The organism is Bradyrhizobium sp. GW821-FHT12B03, from assembly GCF_058807535.1.
This window is the reverse complement of sequence record NZ_JBXAQU010000022.1, coordinates 18,145-36,566: the sequence shown is the minus strand read 5'-3', so window position 1 is coordinate 36,566 and position 18,422 is coordinate 18,145. Positions and strand designations below refer to the sequence as shown.

Genomic DNA, 18,422 nt, shown 5'->3' with positions numbered 1-18,422 from the left:
AGGCGCGGACGAGATGCGACACCCTGACCAGGACGCCCAGCTTGATCTCGACTTGAACCGGCCCTCTGGCCCAGCCGCGATTGAGCTACAGGACGATCTGGAGGGGGATACGCTGCGCGAGGAATGCGGCGTCTTCGGCATCTACGGCCACCCCGACGCCGCCGCGATCACCGCCCTCGGTCTCCACGCCCTCCAGCACCGCGGCCAGGAAGCCGCCGGCATCGTCTCCTATGACGGCAGCCGCTTTCACTCGGAACGCCGCCTCGGTCTCGTCGGCGACACCTTCTCCCGCCGCGAGGTGATCGACCGCCTGCCCGGCAATGTCGCGGTCGGCCATGTCCGCTACTCCACCACCGGCGCCACCATCCTGCGCAACGTGCAGCCGCTGTTCGCCGAGCTCAATGCCGGCGGCCTCGCGGTCGCCCACAACGGCAACCTCACCAACGGCCTGACGCTGCGCCGCGAGCTCGTGAAGAGCGGCGCGATGATGCAGTCGACCACCGACACCGAGGTGATCCTGCATCTGGTCGCGCGCTCCAGGCGCAGCCGCTTCATCGAGCGCTACATCGACGCGCTGCGCGAGATCGAGGGCGCCTATGCGCTGGTGTCGCTGACCAACAAGAAGCTGGTCGGCGCGCGCGACCCGCGCGGCATCCGCCCCCTGGTGCTCGGCGAGCTCGATGGCTGCCCGATCCTGACCTCGGAGACCTGCGCACTCGACATCATCGGCGCCCGCTTCATCCGCGACATCGAGCCGGGCGAAGTCATCGTGTTCGACGAGAACGGCCAGGACATCCACAAGCCGTTCCCGCCGATCGCACCGCGTCCCTGCATCTTCGAGTACATCTATTTCTCCCGGCCGGATTCCATCGTGCACGGCCGCTCGGTCTACGAGGTGCGCAAGGCCTTCGGTGCGCAGCTCGCGCGCGAGAGCCATGTGCCGATCGACGTCGTCGTGCCGGTGCCGGATTCCGGCGTGCCCGCCGCGATCGGCTACAGCCAGCATTCCGGCGTGCCGTTCGAGCTCGGCATCATCCGCAACCATTATGTCGGCCGCACCTTCATCCAGCCGACGCAGGCGATCCGCGAATCCGGCGTGCGCATGAAGCATTCGGCCAACCGCGCCGCGATCGAAGGCAAGCGCATCATCCTGATCGACGACTCGCTGGTGCGCGGCACCACTTCGAAGAAAATCGTGCGCATGATGCGCGATGCCGGCGCCAAGGAAGTGCATTTCCGCCTCGCCTCGCCCCCGATCCTCTATCCCGATTATTACGGCATCGACCTGCCGGACCGCGGCGGCCTCCTGGCCGCGACGCATTCGCTGGACGAGATGCGCGAGATCATCGGCGCCGACTCGCTCGCCTTCCTGTCGATCGATGGCATGTACCGCGCCATGGGCGAGCCCGGCCGCGACCCCGCCAATCCGAAATTCTCGGATCACTGCTTCACCGGGGCCTATCCGACCCACCTCACCGACCAGACCCAGACCGAGCAGCAGCCACGGCAGCTGTCGCTGCTGGCGGAGGCGAGCTGACGACGCGGGCATGGTCGTTGTAGCCAACCTCAGACGGCTATCATGCAGCGACACGCCATCGCTGGAAGCATTTTGGCCTGAAGGCCCGTTCGGAATTTACATTTCGGCAATGGTCGGCCCGGCTGACGGGCCGGGCGAGGAGTCCTTTGGATTCACTCTATGCACTCCGGAGTGGTTCGCGAAGAACATGAGAGACGCTCATGTCCCGGGAAGACACTTCCTGTTCGTCAAGGAATACGACTACCCTGCGCTCGAACGATACGTGCGCGGCTATTGCCAGAGATGCATGGGCAATAGCTGGAAAGAGGTTGCCGAAAAAGTTGGCCTCCTCGGCTCCTGGGAATTCGAGAACTACACGCCCTGACCCGATCTGCGGTCGGATTTTGGCTCGGCCGGGCTTGTCCCGGCCATCCAGGCCTGTAAAACCCCGCCATGACAAAGCCCCTCGCCAACCGCATCGCTCTCGTCACCGGCGCCTCACGCGGCATCGGTTTTGCTACCGCCGAGGCCCTGGCCAAGGCCGGCGCGCATATTGTTGCAGTGGCGCGCACGCAGGGCGGGCTTGAGGAGCTCGACGACGAGATCCGGAAAGCCGGCGGCAGCGCCACCTTGGTGCCGCTCAACCTCACCGATTCCGACGGCATCGCGCGGCTCGGAGCGGGCCTTCACGAACGCTACGGCAAGCTCGACATCCTGGTCGGCAATGCCGGCGTGCTCGGCCCCTCCTCGCCGGTCGGCCATATCGAGCTGAAGACCTTCAACGACGTGATGGCGGTCAACGTCTCCGCGAACTTCCAGCTGATCCGCTGCATGGAGCCGTTGCTGAAGCAGTCGGATGCCGGGCGCGCCGTGTTCGTCACCTCGGGCGCCGCCAACAAGGCGACCGCCTATGTCAGCCCCTACGCCGCCTCCAAGGCCGCGCTGGAAACGCTGGCGCGCGCCTGGGCGCAGGAGACCGCGAACACGCCGCTGCGCATCAACCTGTTCAACCCCGGCCCGGTCCGCACCCGCATGCGCGCAACCCTGATGCCGGGCGAGGACCCTGCCACGCTCGACACGCCCGAGCAGGTCGTCGAATTCATCGTCCCGATGTGCGCGCCCGAGTGGACCGAGACCGGCAAGTTCTACGACTACAAGACGCGAACCTTGATGAGCTTCCGCTCGCCAGCGTAATTGCCTTGCCTGATTGACTTGAGGCCCTCCCCGCGATTGACTGCCCGCGCTCAAGCGGCAGAAAAGTCGCAAGCCAAAAAGGGAGGTTGCCATGACGCCGCAGCTTGATCGTGCAAGGCATGATCGCACTGGCCTCAACCGGACGCTCACACGCGTCTCTCACGCCCTCTCGATCCTGATCGCGGCACTCGCATGTGCGCTTCCGGTCACGGCGACAGCCGGCGATGTCCCGACCTTCGCCGTCGATCCCTCCTGGCCAAAACCGCTGCCGAACAACTGGATCCTCGGCCAGGTCGGCGGCATCACCGTCGACTGGCAGGGCCATATCTGGGTGATCCATCGCCCGCGTTCGCTCACCGACGACGAAAAAGGCGCGAGCCTCACTCCGCCGCGCTCGAAATGCTGCGTGTCGGCGCCGCCCGTCCTCGAGTTCGACACGGACGGCAATCTGCTGCGCTCCTGGGGCGGTGCGGGCGAAGGCTACGAATGGGTCGGACGCGAGCACGGCATCGAGGTCGACGAGCGCGGCTTCGTCTGGATCGGCGGCAATGCCGACAATGACAACGCGATCCTGAAGTTCACGCTCGACGGCAAGTTCGTCGCCCAGATCGGCAAGATCGCGCCGAGCCTCGGCAGCAACGACACGACGCAGCTCGGCAAGCCCGCCGAGACCGCGATCGACAAGGAGGCGAACGAGATCTACGTCGCCGATGGCTATGGCAACCGCCGCGTCATCGTGTTCGACGCGAGTACGCTGACCTATAAGCGGCACTGGGGCGCCTACGGCAACAAGCCAAACGACGACAAGCAGGCCCCCTACGATCCCAAAGCCCCGATTGCCCAGCAATTCGGCAACCCCGTCCACTGCGTCAAGCTCGCCAATGACGGCCTGGTCTACGTCTGCGACCGCATCAACAACCGCATCCAGGTGTTCAGGAAGGACGGCACTTTCGTGAAGGAGTTCTTCTTCGAGAGGAACACGCTCGGCAATGGCGCGGTGTGGGACATCGCGATCTGGCCCGATCCGAAGCAGACCTTTCTGCTCAGCGCCGACGGCGAGAACAACGAGATCCGGGTGATCAGGCGCGACGACGGCAGCGTGGTCGGCAGCTTCGGCCATAGCGGCCGCAATGCCGGTCAATTCCACTGGGTGCATGCCATGGCGATCGATGCCAAGGGTAACGTCTATACCGCCGAGGTCGACACCGGAAAGCGCATCCAGAAATTCAAGCTGACGTCGGACGCGCTCAAATAGCGTCTTGACGCATTTTGCCCAAAAGTTAACCGACGGATGACACTTCGACACAGCGTCATCCGGCTTTAGGTGCATTGCCGATGGCCGCGGGACACGGTAGAGCCATCAGCCGGACCAAGGCTCCGCAAGAGAGCCGTCCGCATATTTGACAATGGAGGAGATCTTTTATGACGACGTTCGCGCGCCGCACTGCGGCCCTTCTGGCCTGCGCCGCTTTCGGTTTTGCCACATCCGCTTCCGCCCAAGACAAAACCGTCAAGATCGGCGTGCTCAATGACATGTCGAGCCTCTACGCCGACATCGGTGGCCCGAACTCGGTGGTCGCAATCAAGATGGCGGTCGAGGATTCCGGCCTGCTCAAGAAGGGCTGGAAGATCGAGGTGCTGAGCGGCGATCACCAGAACAAGCCTGACGTCGGCGTCAACATCGCCCGGCAGTGGATCGACAATGACAAGGTAGACGCGATCGCGGACACGCCGAGCTCCGGCGTGGCACTCGCAGTGAGCAACCTCGTGAAGGAGAAGAATGCGGTGCTGCTCAATTCGGGCGCCGCCACCGCGGACCTGACCGGCAAGGCCTGCACGCCGAACACGATCTCCTACACCTACGACACCTACATGCTCGCCAACGGCACCGGCAAGGCACTGACCAAGGCCGGCGGCGACAGCTGGTTCTTCCTGACCGCCGACTACGCGTTCGGCCATGCGCTCGAACGCGACACCAGCGCCGTCGTCACCGCCAATGGCGGCAAGCTGCTCGGCGGCGTCAAGCACCCGCTCAACACCGCGGACTTCTCGTCCTTCCTGCTCCAGGCGCAATCCTCAAAGGCCAAGATCGTCGGTCTCGCCAATGCGGGCGGCGATACCACCAACGCCATCAAGCAGGCGGCCGAGTTCGGCATCGTCCAGGGCGGCCAGAAACTCGCCGCGCTGCTGCTGTTCATCAACGACGTGCACTCACTGGGCCTCAAGACCGCCCAAGGCCTGACCTTCACCGAATCATTCTACTGGGACCTGAACGACAAGACCCGCGAATGGTCCAAGCGCTTCTCGGCACTGGCCAGCAAGAACGCGATGCCGTCAATGACGCAGGCCGGCAACTATGCGATGGTGCTGCACTATCTCAAGGCAATGGATGCGCTCGGCGGCAATCCGCATGACGGCGCCAAGGTCGTCGCCAAGATGAAGGAGCTTCCGACCGACGATCCGCTGTTCGGCAACGGGCCGCTGCGCCAGGACGGACGCCGCCTCATCCCGGCCTATCTGTTCGAGGTCAAGAAGCCCGAGGAGTCGAAGGGTCCCTGGGACTACTACAAGCAAATCGCCACGATCGCACCGGAAGACGCAGCCAAGCCGCTCAAGGACAGCGATTGCCCGCTGGTGAAGAAGTAAGCCATAGCTAACGTCGGGTGGGCAAAGCGAAGCGTGCCCACCGCTTCTTCGGGTCACAAAGCGATGGTGGGCACGGCGCCTAGGCGCCTTTGCCCACCTTACGGGACTGTCTTTGTTGCGGCCAACGTCCGCATCGCCATCGCCACACACACCACCATCAATGCGCCCGCGAGCAAAAATGGCGCGCCGGGCAGATGCCACGGCGCGCTGGCACCGATAAAATACGAGAATGTCAGCGTGAACAGGAACGGTCCGACCAGCTGCGAGACGCTCTGCACGCTCGCGGTGGCGCCCTGCAGCTGGCCCTGCTGATCGGGCGCAACCATCCGCGTCATCAGCGATTGTGAGGCCGCACCCGAAATGCCCCACAGCGCCAGCACGGGAATGCCGAGCCAGGACAGCGGTCCGGTCGGCGCAACGCCCAGGATCACGAAGCCGATCGCGCCACAGCACAGGCCCATCAGCAGCGCCTTCCGCTCGCCGAGCGCGCGCACGATCGGGCCGATGGCGAGCCCCTGCACCACCATGGCACAGATGCCGACCATCGCGAGCGTCAGCCCAACCGTCTTGGAATCCCAGCCGTAGCGATAGGTCGCATAAAGCACGAAGGTCGACGGCAGCACGACATGTGCGACCTGCGCGATGAAGTTGACGATCGACAGCCCGGCCAGCATCGCGTTGGACCGCAGCAGATGCAGCGCCCCGACCGGATTGGCGCGGGTCCAGCGGAACGGCGCGCGCTTGTCGGGCGCCAGCGATTCCGGGAGGACGAAGAGCCCATAGAGCGCATTGGCAAAGCTCAGCGCAGCCGACGCCCAGAACGGCAGCCGCGGATCGATGTCGCCGAGCAGGCCGCCGAGCGCCGGGCCCAGGATGAAGCCGGCGCCGAAGGCCGCACCAATCCTGCCGAAGACCGCCGCGCGCCGTTCCGGCGGCGTGATATCGGCGATGTAGGCGAACGCGGTCGAGATGCTCGCCGACGTGATGCCGGAGATCACGCGGCCAATGAACAGCCAGACAAGCGACGGCGCGAGCGCCATCAGCACGTAGTCGGCGGCGAGTCCGAAATTCGACAACAGCACCACCGGCCGCCGTCCGAAGCGATCCGACAACGCTCCCAGCACCGGCGAGAATACGAACTGCATCAGCGCCCAGGCGGTGCCGAACAGGCCGAAGATGCGGGCTGCATGCGCGGTGTCGTTGTCGACGAAGCTCTCGATGAGCTTCGGCAGGATCGGCATGATCACGCCGAGCGCGAGCATGTCGAGCAGGATGGTGACGAAGATGAAGGCGACCGCGCCGCGCCGGACCGGCGTAGCGCCCTGCGCCATCGCCTCCCCGGCATCGCTGCTCACGACGGCCGCTTGCGCTTGTGCGCGAACGGATTGGCCTTCTCGCGCAACGTGATGCGCACGGGCGTGCCCGGCAGATCGAAGGTCTCGCGCATGGAATTGGTCAGGTAGCGCAAATACGACTGCGGCACCGCGTCGGCGCGCGAGCAGAACAGCACGAAGCTCGGCGGCCGTGCCTTCGTCTGCGTGATGTAGTTCAGCTTCAGCCTGCGGCCGGACACTGCCGGCGGCGGATTGGCCTGGACCGCCTGCTCGAACCAGCGATTGAGCGCTGCGGTCGACACGCGCCTGTTCCAGACCGCATAAGCGTCCTGGACCGCCTGCATCAGACGGTCGATGCCCTCGCCCATCAGGCCCGACACCGCGACGATCGGTACACCTTTGACCTGCGGCAGCAAATGGTCGGCATCACGGCGCAAATTGGAGATGGCGCCGCCGCCCTTGCTTTCCATCAGGTCCCATTTGTTGACCGCAAGCACCAGCGCGCGGCCCTCGCGCTCGACCAGGTCGGCAATGCGCAGATCCTGCTCCTCGAAGCGGTTCTGTGCGTCCATCATCATCACGACGACTTCGGCAAAGCGCACCGCGCGCAGCGCGTCCGCAACCGAGAGTTTTTCGAGCTTTTCCTCGATGCGCGAGCGCCGGCGGAGACCCGCGGTATCGAACACGCGAAATTCGCGGCCCTTCCAGTTGATCTCGACCGCGATGGAATCGCGCGTGGTGCCGGCCTCCGGACTCGTCAGCAGACGCTCTTCGCCGAGCAGATGATTGATGAATGTCGACTTGCCCGCATTGGGCCGGCCGACGACGGCGACCCGGATCGGGCGCGTGGCGGCCTCTTCCTCGGTGAGCGGCGCGTCGTCCTCATCCTCATCGTCGTGGACGGGCTCCGGCATCAGCTTGGCGAGGGCGTCATACAGCTCGCCCATGCCCTCGCCGTGCTCGGCCGAGATCTGGATGGGATCGCCAAGACCAAGCGCGAAGGCTTCCATCGCACCGGCATCGCCATGCTTGCCTTCGCTCTTGTTGGCGACCAGCAGCACCGGCTTGTTGGCCTTGCGGGCGAAATCGGCAAAGGCCCGGTCGGTCGGCGTGAGGCCGATGCGGGCATCGACGACGAAGAACAGCGCGTCGGCCTGCGCGATCGCGGTCTCGGTCTGCTCCTGCATCCGCGCGGTCAGCGAGCCCTTGGCGCCCTCGTCGAGGCCGGCGGTGTCGATGATGGTGAATTCGAGGTCGCCGAGCCTGGCCTCACCCTCGCGGCGGTCGCGGGTGACGCCCGGCAGGTCATCGACGAGCGCGAGCTTTTGCCCAACCAGGCGGTTGAACAGCGTCGATTTGCCGACATTGGGCCGGCCGATAATGGCAATCGTGAAGGACATCGGTCATTCGTGCGCTGCGAAGGCCGCGCCTGTCAATGCAATGAAATCATTAGCGCGAGAAGCTGCCGCTCGGCAGCGGCGCCGGGAAGCTGCCCTGCGATTGCTGCTGCGTGGTCTGGGTCGGTTGGGCCTGCTGGACGGGCTGATCGGGCGGCGGCGCGGTGGTGCGCTTGCGCACGATCTTCTGCCTGGGCGGCGGAGCCGCCGTTGGGGGCGCAGCCTCCGGCTGGGCCTCGCCATCGACTTCACCGGCAGGCGCATCGGCGGGCGCTGCCGCGCTGGCAGCCGGCTGTCTGGTCTTCTTCGCCTTGGCACCCTTTGCCGGCTTGGCCGACTCAGGCTGCGGCTCCGCGGGCAAAGCTGCAACGGCAGGCGCATTCGGATCGGGCTGTTGCTGCGCGCCCTTGTACATCTCCTTCGGCACGCCCTGCTCGAGGCCCGGCACGCCCTCGGGAAAGACCGGCTTGCGATCACCCGGCAGCTTCTTCTTGGTGTCGAGGAAATCGAGCAGATCGCTCGGATCGAAGCTGGAGCAGCCGCCCAGGACGCCCGTGAAGGCGATCAGGACGGCGGCTGCGATCAAGCGTGGCGTGCGGCGCATATTGGTGTCTCGTCTCAGCTCTCGGGACCGTCAGCTTTTGGCGACGGGCGGCAGCAGGGCCTGGAGCGCCTCGGCGCGCGAGCGCAGGCCCGGCGGCGTTTCGCCGTCCTCGGCGATCGCGTCGAGCCATTTGCGGGCCGCGGTCGTGTCGTTGTTGCGCCAGGCCGACAGCGCCAGCATCTCGCGAGCGCTGTGGCGGAACGTCGATTTGGGCGTGGCGGAAGCCTCCAGCCGCTGCTGCATGTCGGCATAGCCAGCGCTGTCGACCAGCAGGCCGGCGGCGCGTATCTTCGCCAGATCCTGCCACTCGCCGCCGACGCCGCGATCGGCGGCAATCTCGTCATACATCTTGGCGGCCGCCTTGGGATCGCGGCTAGCGACCTCGGCCGCAGCATGCAGCCGCGCCAGGGTGCGATAGCCCGACGGAGCCTTGGCGGCGAGCTCGGTGAAGGCCGTCTCGGCCTCCGCGTGCTTGTCCTGCTCGGACAGCTCGACGGCCTTTTCGAAGGCGGCGCCGGCCTCGGCGGCCTTCTTGCCCTCCAGATATTGGTAGCCGCGCCAGCCGCCGACGGCAGCCACGATCAGCACCATCAGCGCGATGAAGTAGATCGAATACTTGTCCCACAGCTTCTTGAACTGTTCGCGACGTACTTCCTCGTCGACTTCGTCAAATAATTCAGACACTTATGCCAATCCCATGCCCATCCGGGTGCGCGCGCCAAAGCGTTCGCGTCAGGAATCCCGTCCCCCGTGTGGCGGCGAGGTAGCCTAACGATATGGCGGTGGCAAGGCAAAGCGAGCCCAATCAAGGCGTTAACCACCCGGGAGAGCCCGGAGCCGCCTGTCCGGCTCAGGTTCCCAGGAGCGCCCGCAACTGCCGCTTCAGCACCTTGCCATTGGCATTGCGTGGCAGCGGCTCGGCGGTGATCGCCATCGTCTCAGGGACCTTGTAGTCGGACAGCCGCTCCGCGCACCAGGCCCGCAAGGCGTCGCCGGGAACCGGGCTCCGCGTCACCACCACGGCGTGGACCCGTTCGCCCAGCACCGGACAGGCTTTTGCAATGATCGCGCTCTCGATCACCGCGGGATGGCCCGCCAGCACGGATTCGACCTCGGCCGAATAGATCTTCAGTCCGCCGCGATTGATCATGTCCTTCTGCCGGTCGAACACGCGGACAAATCCCTGCGCATCGACCGAGCCGAGATCGCCCGAATGCCAGAACCCGCTGGTGAAGCTCTCGGCGGTGGCCTTCGGGTTGTTCCAGTAGCCCTTGATGACGGACGCGCTCTGGATCCAGAGCTCGCCGATCTCGCCATGCGGCAGCTCGCGCCCGTCCGCTCCCATCGCGACGATGCGCGCACCGGGACACGGCAGGCCGACGCTGTCGATATGGCTCGCCGTCAATTCGCCCGGCATGATCGTCGAGGGCGACGTGGTCTCGGTCGCACCGTAGCAGTTCATCAGCTTCAGGCCGGGAATCGTCACCTTGAGCTTCTCGATGGTCGCAACCGGCATCGGCGCGCCGCCGAAACCGCCGATGCGCCAGCTCGACAGATCATAGCCGTCGAAATCGGGCTGGAGCAGGCAGAGATTGTACATCGCCGGCACCATCACCGTGTAGGTGACGCGCTCGCGCGCGGCGAGCTTGAGATAATCGGCGGCCTTGAACTCCGGCATGATGATCAGCGCGCCACCGCAGCGGATCATGGTCGTGATGTTGGCGACGACACCGGTGACGTGACCGAGCGGCACTGCTGCGATCGAACGGTCCGTTTCCGTCAATTGCAGGCAGGACGCGAACACCATCGAGGAATGGACGATGTTGCAATGCGCCAGCATCGCGCCCTTCGGCTTGCCTGTCGTGCCCGAGGTGTAGAGGATCATTGCGGTGTCCTCTTCGTGCACGTCGACTGGTGCGGCGGCCGCGGCGTTGTCCGCGAGCACCGCGAAGCGCGACACATGCGGGTCGTCGTCGACGGCAACGCGATGGATCACGTCGGGCACATCGCGCGCATCCGGCAACCGCTCGGCAAGCCCGGCCTCGTGGATCAGGATTTTGGCGCCGCAGTCGGTGAGCACATAGGCGATCTCCGGCTTCTGCTGGCGCGTGCTGAGCAGAACCGTGACGAGGCCCTCATGCGCGGCGGCAAACAGCAGCAGCGGAAATTCGACGCGGTTGCCGAGCAGGATCGCGACACGATCGCCGCGCTGCAATCCGAGCTTGCGAAAGCCCGCCGCGATCCGGGCAGACTGCTCCACAGCCTGCCGCCAGCTCAGCCGGACATTGCCTGCTATGAGCGCCTCGCCGTCGGCGTTGCGCTCGCAGGCGTCCGCAATCATCGCCCACAGGCTTTCCGGCCGATCGCAGAACGCCGGGACAACCCGATCGCCAAAGCGCGCCTCGAACCGCATCGGCGGGATCTGAGATTGCGACCAGTCCATCGGGATGTCCTAAGCTTGTTGCTCTTGTTACCTTCCGCGCACGGACATGCGGGTGCCGTCTTGTGCCGATCGGCTAGACCCCGACGACAGGAACGCCGATCACGACGGGATGGAACGCGAACGCCAGCGCCAGATACGCAACCACGCCGACCGCAACCGCAATCAGGTCGTTGGTGGCGCCGCCCACCGGAATTGGCGGGCCGCCGCTGTCGGTGCGATGTTTCAGCGAAATGCGATCATACACCGCCCAACCCAGGAACGAGCCGAACAGGATGATCGAGCCGAGATCGCCGTTGGCCAGCAGATGTGCGGCCGCCCACAGCTTGATACCGGCCAGCATCGGATGCTTCAGCGTCGTATAGATGCGGCCGCGCAGATAGGAGGCGACCACCAGGATGACTGCGGGCAGCATCAGCGCGAGCGTGATGTGCTTCATCGCCTTCGGCGGATACCAGACGTCGATCCAGCCGGTGGCGCGGTAATGGGCAAAGCCCCAGATGATCAGCGCAAGCCCCGCAAGCGAGGCGAGCGAATAGAGGATCTTGTAGGTCCCCTCGCCCAGCCTTGCGATCGCCTGCGCGCGCGCCTCGCGTTTCGTTGTGAAGACATGGGCCGCGAAAAACAGCACCAGCCCCAGGATCATGACCAGCAGACCCACGACATCCTCCCCTTTGGCGAGCGCCCCCGCCCATGGCGTATCATCGATTGGCCGCCGGTCGCAACCGATGCGCTACTTGCCCGGCTCGCGATTATCGACATAGCGGATCGCGATCGGCCGCCCCGCCAGGGCGCCGCCGAGTCCGCCAGTGAATTTCAGCGGCAGGCAGGCCTTCAGCGATGAATTGATCGCATTGAGGTACGTCGTTCGGGTCTCGGCCGGAACGCCCGCGGTGGCGTAGGTGAGGCGCGGCGGGCCGATCAGGCCGCCCGCCTTGTTGAAGCTGAAGCGCACGGACATCTGCATGCCGGCCCGCGCATTGTCCGATGGCGGCGACCAGCAGGAGCGTAGCGCGGCGAAGAGGTCGCCGATCGTGTCGAGGTCATGATCCGGCCTCCGGTATTTGGCGCGATCGGCCTCGGACGGGCTGCTCTCGATCGTGAGCTGGAGATTTTCACCGTAGGGATAGTCGATCTCGGGGATGCACGGCCCGGGCTCGAGCGGGCTGCAATAAGACGGCGTGCAAGGCCTGCCGTCGAGCACGCTGCACGGCTCGTGCGCGAACGGGATCGGATTGATCTGCCGGGGCCGCGCGTCGGCTGCGACGGTCAACACCGACAACAAGACAAGACCAAGGATGCCGCGCCACATGATGCGTGAGCTCGCAATGCCACCTGAACGAGACGTGGCATCGCCCGCGAAAGCGTCAAGTCCGCGCGCGTTCACATGCTCGCGCGCAAGTGGCCTGGGCGCGCCTTACCCCTTCTTCTTGACGTCCTTGACGTTGGTGAACTCGATCCCCTCGGCACGTTCCTTCGTATAGCCGAGATAGAACTCGTTCCTCGCCAGATATACGGGATCGCCGTCGACGTCGTCGGCGATGCTCGAGGTGTTGGCGGCGATGAAGGTGTCGAGCTTCTTGCGATCGTCCGACGAGACCCAGCGTGCAAGCTGGAACTCGCTGACCTCGAACTCGACCGGAAGGGAATATTCGGCCTCCAGCCGCGCCTTCAGCACGTCGAGCTGGAGCGCACCGACCACACCGACCAGCGCCGGCGCGCCGTCGCGTGGGCGGAACACCTGCACGACGCCCTCTTCCGACATCTGCTGAAGCGCTTCCTTCAGCTTCTTCGCCTTCATCGCGTCGGTGAGACGCACGCGGCGGACGATTTCCGGCGCAAAGCTCGGCACGCCGACGAAGTTGAAATCCTCGCCCTCGGTCAGGGTGTCGCCGATGCGCAGCGTGCCGTGATTGGGAATGCCGACGACGTCTCCGGCGAAGGCTTCGTCCGCCACCGAGCGGTCCTGCGCGAAGAAGAATTGCGGGCTCGACAGCGGCATGCTCTTGCCGGTGCGCACGAGCTTGGCCTTCATGCCGCGGCTGAGCTTGCCGGAGCACAGGCGCGCGAAGGCGATGCGGTCGCGGTGGTTGGGATCCATGTTCGCCTGGATCTTGAACACGAAGGCGCTCATGCGCGGATCGGTGGCCTCGACCTTGCGCTGGTCGCTCTCCTGGGCGCGCGGCTCGGGCGCGAACTTGCCGAGGCCTTCGAGAAGATCGCCGACGCCGAAATTGCGCAGCGCGCTGCCGAAATAGACCGGCGTCAGATGGCCCTCGCGAAACGCCTCCAGCTCGAACGGTTTTGACGCTTCGGTGACGAGCTCGAGCTCGTCCTTCACCGCGGAGACGTCGAGATTGGCGTTGAGCTTGGCGAGCTCCTCGATCTCGATCTGCTGCGCCGCCCCGGTCTTGGCCCCGCCGCCCTCGAGCAGGCGCACGCCGCCGTTGACGACGTCATAAGTGCCGAGGAAGTCGCGGCCCCGGCCGACCGGCCAGGTCATCGGCGTGGTATCGAGCGCCAGCGTCTTCTCGATCTCGTCGAGCAGCTCGAACACGTCGCGGCTCTCGCGGTCCATCTTGTTGATGAAGGTGATGATCGGGATATCCCGAAGACGACACACCTCGAACAGCTTTCGGGTGCGCGCCTCGATGCCCTTGGCGGCGTCGATCACCATGACGGCGGAATCGACCGCCGTCAGCGTGCGATAGGTGTCTTCCGAAAAGTCCTCGTGGCCCGGCGTGTCCAGGAGGTTGAACACGAGGCCCTCGAACTCGAAGGTCATCACCGAGGTCACGACCGAGATGCCGCGCTCGCGCTCGATCTTCATCCAGTCCGAGCGCGTGTTGCGCCGCTCGCCCTTGGCCTTGACCTGACCGGCGAGGTTGATGGCGCCGCCGAACAGCAGCAGCTTCTCGGTCAGCGTGGTCTTGCCGGCGTCGGGGTGGGAGATGATCGCAAAGGTCCGCCGCCGCGCCACCTCGGTGGCAAGCGGGGAACGGGCCGGCGATTCGGCTGGAATGGCGATGTCGGACATGGCGGGAGCGTTTGGCAGGGAAAATGGGCCTGATCAAGCCTCATGTGGTGATTGCGCAGCCCCCCGGCCAGCCCCATATCGACCTCTCGGGGAGGACGGCCTTCCCCTTGATCAGCATCTCAGCCGCGGGGACGACCCTGCCTTGCATGGAGGGGTCGTCATGGCCTGGAGCATCCTGTTCGTCGCCGGTCTTCTCGAAATCACCTGGGCGATCGGCCTCAAATACACCGAGGGCTTTACCAAGCTTGTTCCGTCCGTCATCACGCTCGCGGCCATGGCCGGCAGCGTCATCCTGCTCGGGATAGCCCTCAAATCCCTGCCCGTTGGAACCGCCTATGCGGTGTGGACCGGCATCGGCGCGGTCGGCACAGCGACGCTCGGGATCATCCTGTTCGGCGAGCCCGCCACCGCCTTCCGTCTTGCCAGCATCGGGCTGATCGTTGCCGGGATCATCGGGCTGAAGCTCGTCACCTGACGAAAATCTTGACCGCCCACCAGGTCAGCGCCGCCACGATCGCCGAGGCCGGGATCGTGATCACCCAGGCATAGACGATCGAGCTGGCCACGTTCCAGCGCACCGCGGAGACCCGGCGAGCGGCGCCGACGCCGACGATCGCGCCGGTGATGGTGTGGGTGGTCGAGACGGGAACCCCGAGGAAGGTCGCCATGAACAGGGTCGCCGCGCCGCCGGTCTCGGCACAAAAGCCCTGCATCGGCGTCAGCTTGGTGATGCGCAGGCCCATGGTGCGGACGATGCGCCAGCCGCCCATCAGCGTGCCCAGCGCCATCGCCGCCTGGCAGGAGAGCACCACCCAGAACGGCACCGAGAATTCACCGCCGAGATGGCCCTGCGAATAGAGCAGCACCGCGATGATCCCCATGGTCTTCTGCGCGTCATTGCCGCCATGGCCGAGCGAATAGAGCGAGGCGGAGGCGAATTGCAGGATGCGGAAGGCGCGATCGACCGCGAACGGCGTCGAGCGCACCGAAAGCCAGGACACGATCGCCACCAGCATCATGGCAAGCAGGAAGCCGACCAGCGGCGACAGCACGATCGCCAGCACCGCCTTGGACAATCCGCCCCACACCGCCGCCGAAATCCCCGCCTTGGCCATGCCGCCACCGATGAGACCGCCGATCAATGCATGCGACGACGAGGACGGAATCCCAAGCCCCCAGGTCACGAGGTTCCAGACGATCGCCCCGACGAGGGCTGCGAAGATCACCTGGGCATCGACCACCGCGGGATCGATGATGCCGGTGCCGATGGTCTGGGCCACGTGCAGCCCGAACACCATGAAGGCGATGAAATTGAAGAACGCGGCCCAGAACACCGCGAATTGCGGCCGCAGCACGCGGGTCGAGACGATGGTCGCGATCGAATTGGCGGCATCGTGCAAGCCGTTCAGGAAGTCGAACAGCAGCGCGACGGCGATCAGTCCGACCAGGACGGGAAGACCCAACGCAGCATCCACGGCGAGGCCCCTACTCTACGCTTTGCGCATGATCTCCGCGCAAACGCGTTCCGCGTTTGTCGCGAAGGAAAACCGCTGCACACTTTTCCGGATCATGCGCTAAACTTGCTCGATGACGATGCTGTTGATCTCGTTCGCGACGTCGTCGAAGCGATCGGCCACCTTTTCGAGATGGTCGTAGATCTCTACGCCGACGATGAAATCCATCGCATTGCCGGCGCGGTGCTTGAGGAACAGCTCCTTCATCCCGATGTCGTGGAGATCGTCGACGCGGCCTTCGAGCTTGGTCAGCTCCTCGGTGATCGCGGTCAGCATCGCGACGTTCGGGCCGATCGACTGCATCAGCGGCAGCGCGCGGCCGACCAGATTGGCGCATTCGATCAACAGCGCACCAATCTCCCGCATCGGCGGCTCGAAGATGCGGACCTCGAACAGCATCACGGCCTTGGCGGTCTGCTGCATCTGGTCGATGGCGTCGTCCATCGAGGTGATGAGGTTCTTGATGTCGCCGCGGTCGAACGGCGTGATGAAAGTGCGGCGCACCGCCGTCAGCACCTCGCGGGTGATGTTGTCGGCGTCGTTCTCGAACTGGTTGACACGCTGGCAGTAGACCGGCGTCTCCTCGCCTCCGTTGAGCACGCCCTGGAGCGCGATCGAGCCCTGGATCACGGTCTGGGCATGGCGGTCGAACAGGTCGAAGAACCGTTCTTCCTTGGGCAGGAAAGCGCGAAACCATCGCATCATGGGGAAAGACTACCGGTTGGAAATGGCACGGCCCGGGAGGGCCGTCACAAAACTGTCATAGACCATTTTCGATCCGCGCGCGTGCCACCCCACGCCCGCGGAGCCGGATCATCCACCGCTTTCACGCAATATGTGAATTGATTAAAAATCAATCACTTAGAGCGAACGCCGCAAGTAATGCGCGATTTCGCCGATGACGCCGCGGCGGAACGTGAGCACGCAGATCACGAAGATCGAGCCCTGGATCACCGTCACCCACTGACCGAAGCCGGCCAGATATTGCTGCATGGCGATGATCACGAAGGCGCCGACCACGGGGCCGAAGATGGTGCCGAGACCGCCGACCAGCGTCATCAGCACGACCTCGCCCGACATCGACCAGTGCACGTCGGTGAGCGAGGCATTCTGCGCCACGAACACCTTCAGCGAACCGGCAAAGCCGGCCAGCGTGCCCGACAGGACGAACGCCAGGAACTTGTACTGGTCGGTCCGGTAGCCGAGCGAGATCGCGCGCGGCTCGTTCTCGCGGATCGCCTTCAGCACCTCGCCGAACGGCGAGTTGATGATGCGGTAGATCAGCAGGAAGCCGGCAAGGAAGCCGACCAGCACGACGTAGTACAGGGTCGTCGGCTTCGACAGATCGAACAGACCGAACATGCGCCCTTGCGGGATGCCCTGGATGCCGTCCTCACCATGGGTGAACGGCGCCTGGAGATAGATGAAGTACAGCAGCTGCGACAGCGCCAGCGTGATCATCGAGAAATAGATGCCCTGGCGGCGGATCGAGATGTAGCCGGTGATGAGCGAGAGCACGAAAGCGGCGGCAATGCCGACGAGGATGCCGAGCTCCGGCGGCAGCGCCCACACCTTCAGCGCGTGCGCGCTGCAATAGCCGGCGGTTCCCAAGAACATCGCGTGGCCGAACGACAGCAGGCCGCCATAGCCGATCAGAAGATTGAAGGCGCAGGCGAGCAGCGCGAAGCACAGCGCCTGCATCACGAAGAACGGGTAGATGCCGCTGAATGGCACTGCGGCCAGCAGCAGCGCCATCACCACGAACACGATCATCTCGTCACGCATCGCGCGCGGGGTTACCGGCAGCGTGTCGTCCGTCAAGGCTGTCATATCAGGCCGCCCTTCCCGTCAATCCCGTTGGCTTCACCAAGAGCACCAGCACCATCAGCACGAACACGACGGTGTTGGAGGCCTCGGGGTAGAAATACTTGGTCAGGCCTTCGATCACGCCAAGCGCGAAGCCGGTGATGATCGAGCCCATGATCGATCCCATGCCGCCGATCACCACCACGGCGAACACGACGATGATGAGGTCGGCGCCCATCAGCGGCCGCACCTGGTTGATCGGCGCCGAGAGCACGCCCGCGAGCGCGGCAAGACCGACGCCAAGACCGTAGGTCAGCGTGATCATGCGCGGCACGTTGACGCCAAAGGCGCGAACCAGCGTCGGGTTTTCGGTGGCGGCGCGCAGGTAAGCGCCGAGCCGCGTCTTCTCGATCAGGAACCAGGTGGCGATGCACACGACCAGCGAGAAGATGACGACCCAGCCGCGATAGATCGGCAGGAACATGAAGCCGAGATTCATGCCGCCCTTGAGCTGGTCCGGAATGGCGTAAGGCAGGCCGGAGGAGCCGAAATAGTTCTGGAACACGCCCTGCACGATCAGCGCGATGCCGAAGGTCAGCAGCAGGCCATAGAGATGGTCGAGCCCGGTCAGCCATTGCAGCATGGTCCGCTCCAGGATCATGCCGAAGATGCCGACGATGATCGGCGCCAGCAGCAACGCCCACCAATAGTTGATGCCGCCGAGGTTGAGCAGGAAATAGGCGACGAAGGCGCCCATCATGTAGAGCGCGCCATGGGCGAAATTGATGATGTTGAGCATGCCGAAGATCACGGCAAGCCCGAGACTGAGCAGCGCGTAGAACGAGCCGTTGATCAGTCCCACCAGTAGCTGAGCGTAAAGAGCCTGCATCGATCCCGCACCCGGTCCCTTCGGCCTTCCCCTGAAAGTTGCCCG

18 protein-coding genes are annotated in these 18,422 nt (G+C 64.9%); 6 read left to right on the top strand and 12 right to left on the bottom strand.

Going from position 1 to position 18,422, the window contains the following annotated elements; genetic code table 11:
- Positions 1-13 precede the first annotated feature (13 nt).
- The 5 genes from purF (at position 14) to AC1RUR_RS31785 (ending at position 5,356) form a co-directional block, all read left to right on the top strand.
- Positions 14-1,537 carry an amidophosphoribosyltransferase gene (purF, locus tag AC1RUR_RS31805; protein ID WP_492851431.1) on the top strand — a complete coding sequence of 508 codons (1,524 nt, stop codon included), beginning with the start codon at positions 14-16 and terminating at the stop codon, positions 1,535-1,537.
- A 10-nt stretch (positions 1,538-1,547) separates the two neighbouring features.
- Positions 1,548-1,901 carry an immunity 8 family protein gene (locus tag AC1RUR_RS31800; RefSeq protein WP_492851429.1) on the top strand — a complete coding sequence of 118 codons (354 nt, stop codon included), beginning with the start codon at positions 1,548-1,550 and terminating at the stop codon, positions 1,899-1,901.
- A 68-nt stretch (positions 1,902-1,969) separates the two neighbouring features.
- Positions 1,970-2,710, top strand: coding sequence for an SDR family NAD(P)-dependent oxidoreductase (locus tag AC1RUR_RS31795; protein WP_492851427.1), 741 nt, complete (start codon positions 1,970-1,972; stop codon positions 2,708-2,710).
- Positions 2,711-2,801: 91 nt separating this feature from the next.
- Positions 2,802-3,965: an NHL repeat-containing protein gene (locus AC1RUR_RS31790; protein WP_492851425.1), complete on the top strand. Its 1,164-nt coding sequence runs from the start codon at positions 2,802-2,804 to the stop codon at positions 3,963-3,965.
- Between the two features lie 167 nt (positions 3,966-4,132).
- On the top strand, positions 4,133-5,356 hold the full coding sequence (locus AC1RUR_RS31785; protein ID WP_492851423.1) for an ABC transporter substrate-binding protein: 1,224 nt from the start codon (positions 4,133-4,135) through the stop codon (positions 5,354-5,356).
- A gap of 98 nt (positions 5,357-5,454) precedes the next feature.
- On the opposite strand, the gene AC1RUR_RS31780 is transcribed toward AC1RUR_RS31785, so the two are convergent.
- The 8 genes from AC1RUR_RS31780 to AC1RUR_RS31745 form a co-directional block, all read right to left on the bottom strand.
- Positions 5,455-6,711 carry a TCR/Tet family MFS transporter gene (locus AC1RUR_RS31780; protein ID WP_492851421.1) on the bottom strand — a complete coding sequence of 419 codons (1,257 nt, stop codon included), beginning with the start codon at positions 6,709-6,711 and terminating at the stop codon, positions 5,455-5,457.
- Complete coding sequence (gene der / locus AC1RUR_RS31775; RefSeq protein ID WP_492851419.1) at positions 6,708-8,090, bottom strand: ribosome biogenesis GTPase Der; 1,383 nt, start codon at positions 8,088-8,090, stop codon at positions 6,708-6,710. The genes AC1RUR_RS31780 and der overlap by 4 nt, the downstream gene beginning before the upstream one ends.
- 49 nt (positions 8,091-8,139) lie before the next feature.
- Positions 8,140-8,691, bottom strand: a complete 552-nt coding sequence (locus AC1RUR_RS31770) for a hypothetical protein (RefSeq protein WP_492851417.1) — start codon at positions 8,689-8,691, stop codon at positions 8,140-8,142.
- A gap of 30 nt (positions 8,692-8,721) precedes the next feature.
- A complete protein-coding gene (locus AC1RUR_RS31765; RefSeq protein WP_492851415.1) occupies positions 8,722-9,375 on the bottom strand; it encodes a tetratricopeptide repeat protein in 654 nt (217 codons plus the stop codon).
- Between the two features lie 166 nt (positions 9,376-9,541).
- Entirely contained in the window at positions 9,542-11,134 is a 1,593-nt protein-coding gene (locus AC1RUR_RS31760; protein ID WP_492851413.1) for a class I adenylate-forming enzyme family protein, read from the bottom strand.
- Between the two features lie 73 nt (positions 11,135-11,207).
- Positions 11,208-11,792, bottom strand: a complete 585-nt coding sequence (locus AC1RUR_RS31755; protein WP_492851411.1) for an NnrU family protein — start codon at positions 11,790-11,792, stop codon at positions 11,208-11,210.
- Positions 11,793-11,864: 72 nt separating this feature from the next.
- The gene (locus tag AC1RUR_RS31750; protein WP_492851409.1) at positions 11,865-12,443 is read right to left on the bottom strand and encodes a UCP034077 family protein; all 579 of its coding nucleotides are present in this window, start codon (positions 12,441-12,443) and stop codon (positions 11,865-11,867) included.
- A gap of 105 nt (positions 12,444-12,548) precedes the next feature.
- Positions 12,549-14,168: a peptide chain release factor 3 gene (locus AC1RUR_RS31745; RefSeq protein WP_492851407.1), complete on the bottom strand. Its 1,620-nt coding sequence runs from the start codon at positions 14,166-14,168 to the stop codon at positions 12,549-12,551.
- Positions 14,169-14,328: 160 nt separating this feature from the next.
- Here AC1RUR_RS31745 and sugE point away from each other — a divergent pair, with 160 nt between their 5' ends.
- Positions 14,329-14,643, top strand: a complete 315-nt coding sequence (gene sugE, locus AC1RUR_RS31740; RefSeq protein WP_492851405.1) for a quaternary ammonium compound efflux SMR transporter SugE — start codon at positions 14,329-14,331, stop codon at positions 14,641-14,643.
- Here sugE and AC1RUR_RS31735 read toward each other — a convergent pair.
- The 4 genes from AC1RUR_RS31735 to AC1RUR_RS31720 all read right to left on the bottom strand — a co-directional run bounded on the left by AC1RUR_RS31735 (position 14,636) and on the right by AC1RUR_RS31720 (position 18,377).
- Entirely contained in the window at positions 14,636-15,643 is a 1,008-nt protein-coding gene (locus AC1RUR_RS31735; RefSeq protein ID WP_492851403.1) for an inorganic phosphate transporter, read from the bottom strand. The genes sugE and AC1RUR_RS31735 overlap by 8 nt on opposite strands.
- A gap of 99 nt (positions 15,644-15,742) precedes the next feature.
- Positions 15,743-16,387 (bottom strand): DUF47 domain-containing protein, encoded by a 645-nt coding sequence (locus AC1RUR_RS31730; RefSeq protein WP_492851401.1) that lies wholly within the window; start codon positions 16,385-16,387, stop codon positions 15,743-15,745.
- A gap of 156 nt (positions 16,388-16,543) precedes the next feature.
- The gene (locus AC1RUR_RS31725; protein WP_492851399.1) at positions 16,544-17,512 is read right to left on the bottom strand and encodes a branched-chain amino acid ABC transporter permease; all 969 of its coding nucleotides are present in this window, start codon (positions 17,510-17,512) and stop codon (positions 16,544-16,546) included.
- Position 17,513: 1 nt separating this feature from the next.
- Complete coding sequence (locus tag AC1RUR_RS31720) at positions 17,514-18,377, bottom strand: branched-chain amino acid ABC transporter permease (RefSeq protein WP_106952223.1); 864 nt, start codon at positions 18,375-18,377, stop codon at positions 17,514-17,516.
- Positions 18,378-18,422: the final 45 nt, after the last annotated feature.

Excerpts from the sequence above, each read along its gene's own strand:
- purF (WP_492851431.1), top strand. The coding sequence starts at position 14 with ATGCGACACCCTGACCAGGACGCCCAGCTTGATCTCGACTTGAACCGG.
- AC1RUR_RS31785 (WP_492851423.1), top strand. The coding sequence starts at position 4,133 with ATGACGACGTTCGCGCGCCGCACTGCGGCCCTTCTGGCCTGCGCCGCT.
- AC1RUR_RS31730 (WP_492851401.1), bottom strand. The coding sequence starts at position 16,387 with ATGATGCGATGGTTTCGCGCTTTCCTGCCCAAGGAAGAACGGTTCTTC.
- AC1RUR_RS31795 (WP_492851427.1), top strand. The coding sequence starts at position 1,970 with ATGACAAAGCCCCTCGCCAACCGCATCGCTCTCGTCACCGGCGCCTCA.
- AC1RUR_RS31745 (WP_492851407.1), bottom strand. The coding sequence starts at position 14,168 with ATGTCCGACATCGCCATTCCAGCCGAATCGCCGGCCCGTTCCCCGCTT.
- AC1RUR_RS31770 (WP_492851417.1), bottom strand. The coding sequence starts at position 8,691 with ATGCGCCGCACGCCACGCTTGATCGCAGCCGCCGTCCTGATCGCCTTC.
- AC1RUR_RS31790 (WP_492851425.1), top strand. The coding sequence starts at position 2,802 with ATGACGCCGCAGCTTGATCGTGCAAGGCATGATCGCACTGGCCTCAAC.
- AC1RUR_RS31750 (WP_492851409.1), bottom strand. The coding sequence starts at position 12,443 with ATGTGGCGCGGCATCCTTGGTCTTGTCTTGTTGTCGGTGTTGACCGTC.
- AC1RUR_RS31760 (WP_492851413.1), bottom strand. The coding sequence starts at position 11,134 with ATGGACTGGTCGCAATCTCAGATCCCGCCGATGCGGTTCGAGGCGCGC.
- AC1RUR_RS31800 (WP_492851429.1), top strand. The coding sequence starts at position 1,548 with ATGGTCGTTGTAGCCAACCTCAGACGGCTATCATGCAGCGACACGCCA.
- AC1RUR_RS31720 (WP_106952223.1), bottom strand. The coding sequence starts at position 18,377 with ATGCAGGCTCTTTACGCTCAGCTACTGGTGGGACTGATCAACGGCTCG.
- der (WP_492851419.1), bottom strand. The coding sequence starts at position 8,090 with ATGTCCTTCACGATTGCCATTATCGGCCGGCCCAATGTCGGCAAATCG.
- sugE (WP_492851405.1), top strand. The coding sequence starts at position 14,329 with ATGGCCTGGAGCATCCTGTTCGTCGCCGGTCTTCTCGAAATCACCTGG.
- AC1RUR_RS31725 (WP_492851399.1), bottom strand. The coding sequence starts at position 17,512 with ATGACAGCCTTGACGGACGACACGCTGCCGGTAACCCCGCGCGCGATG.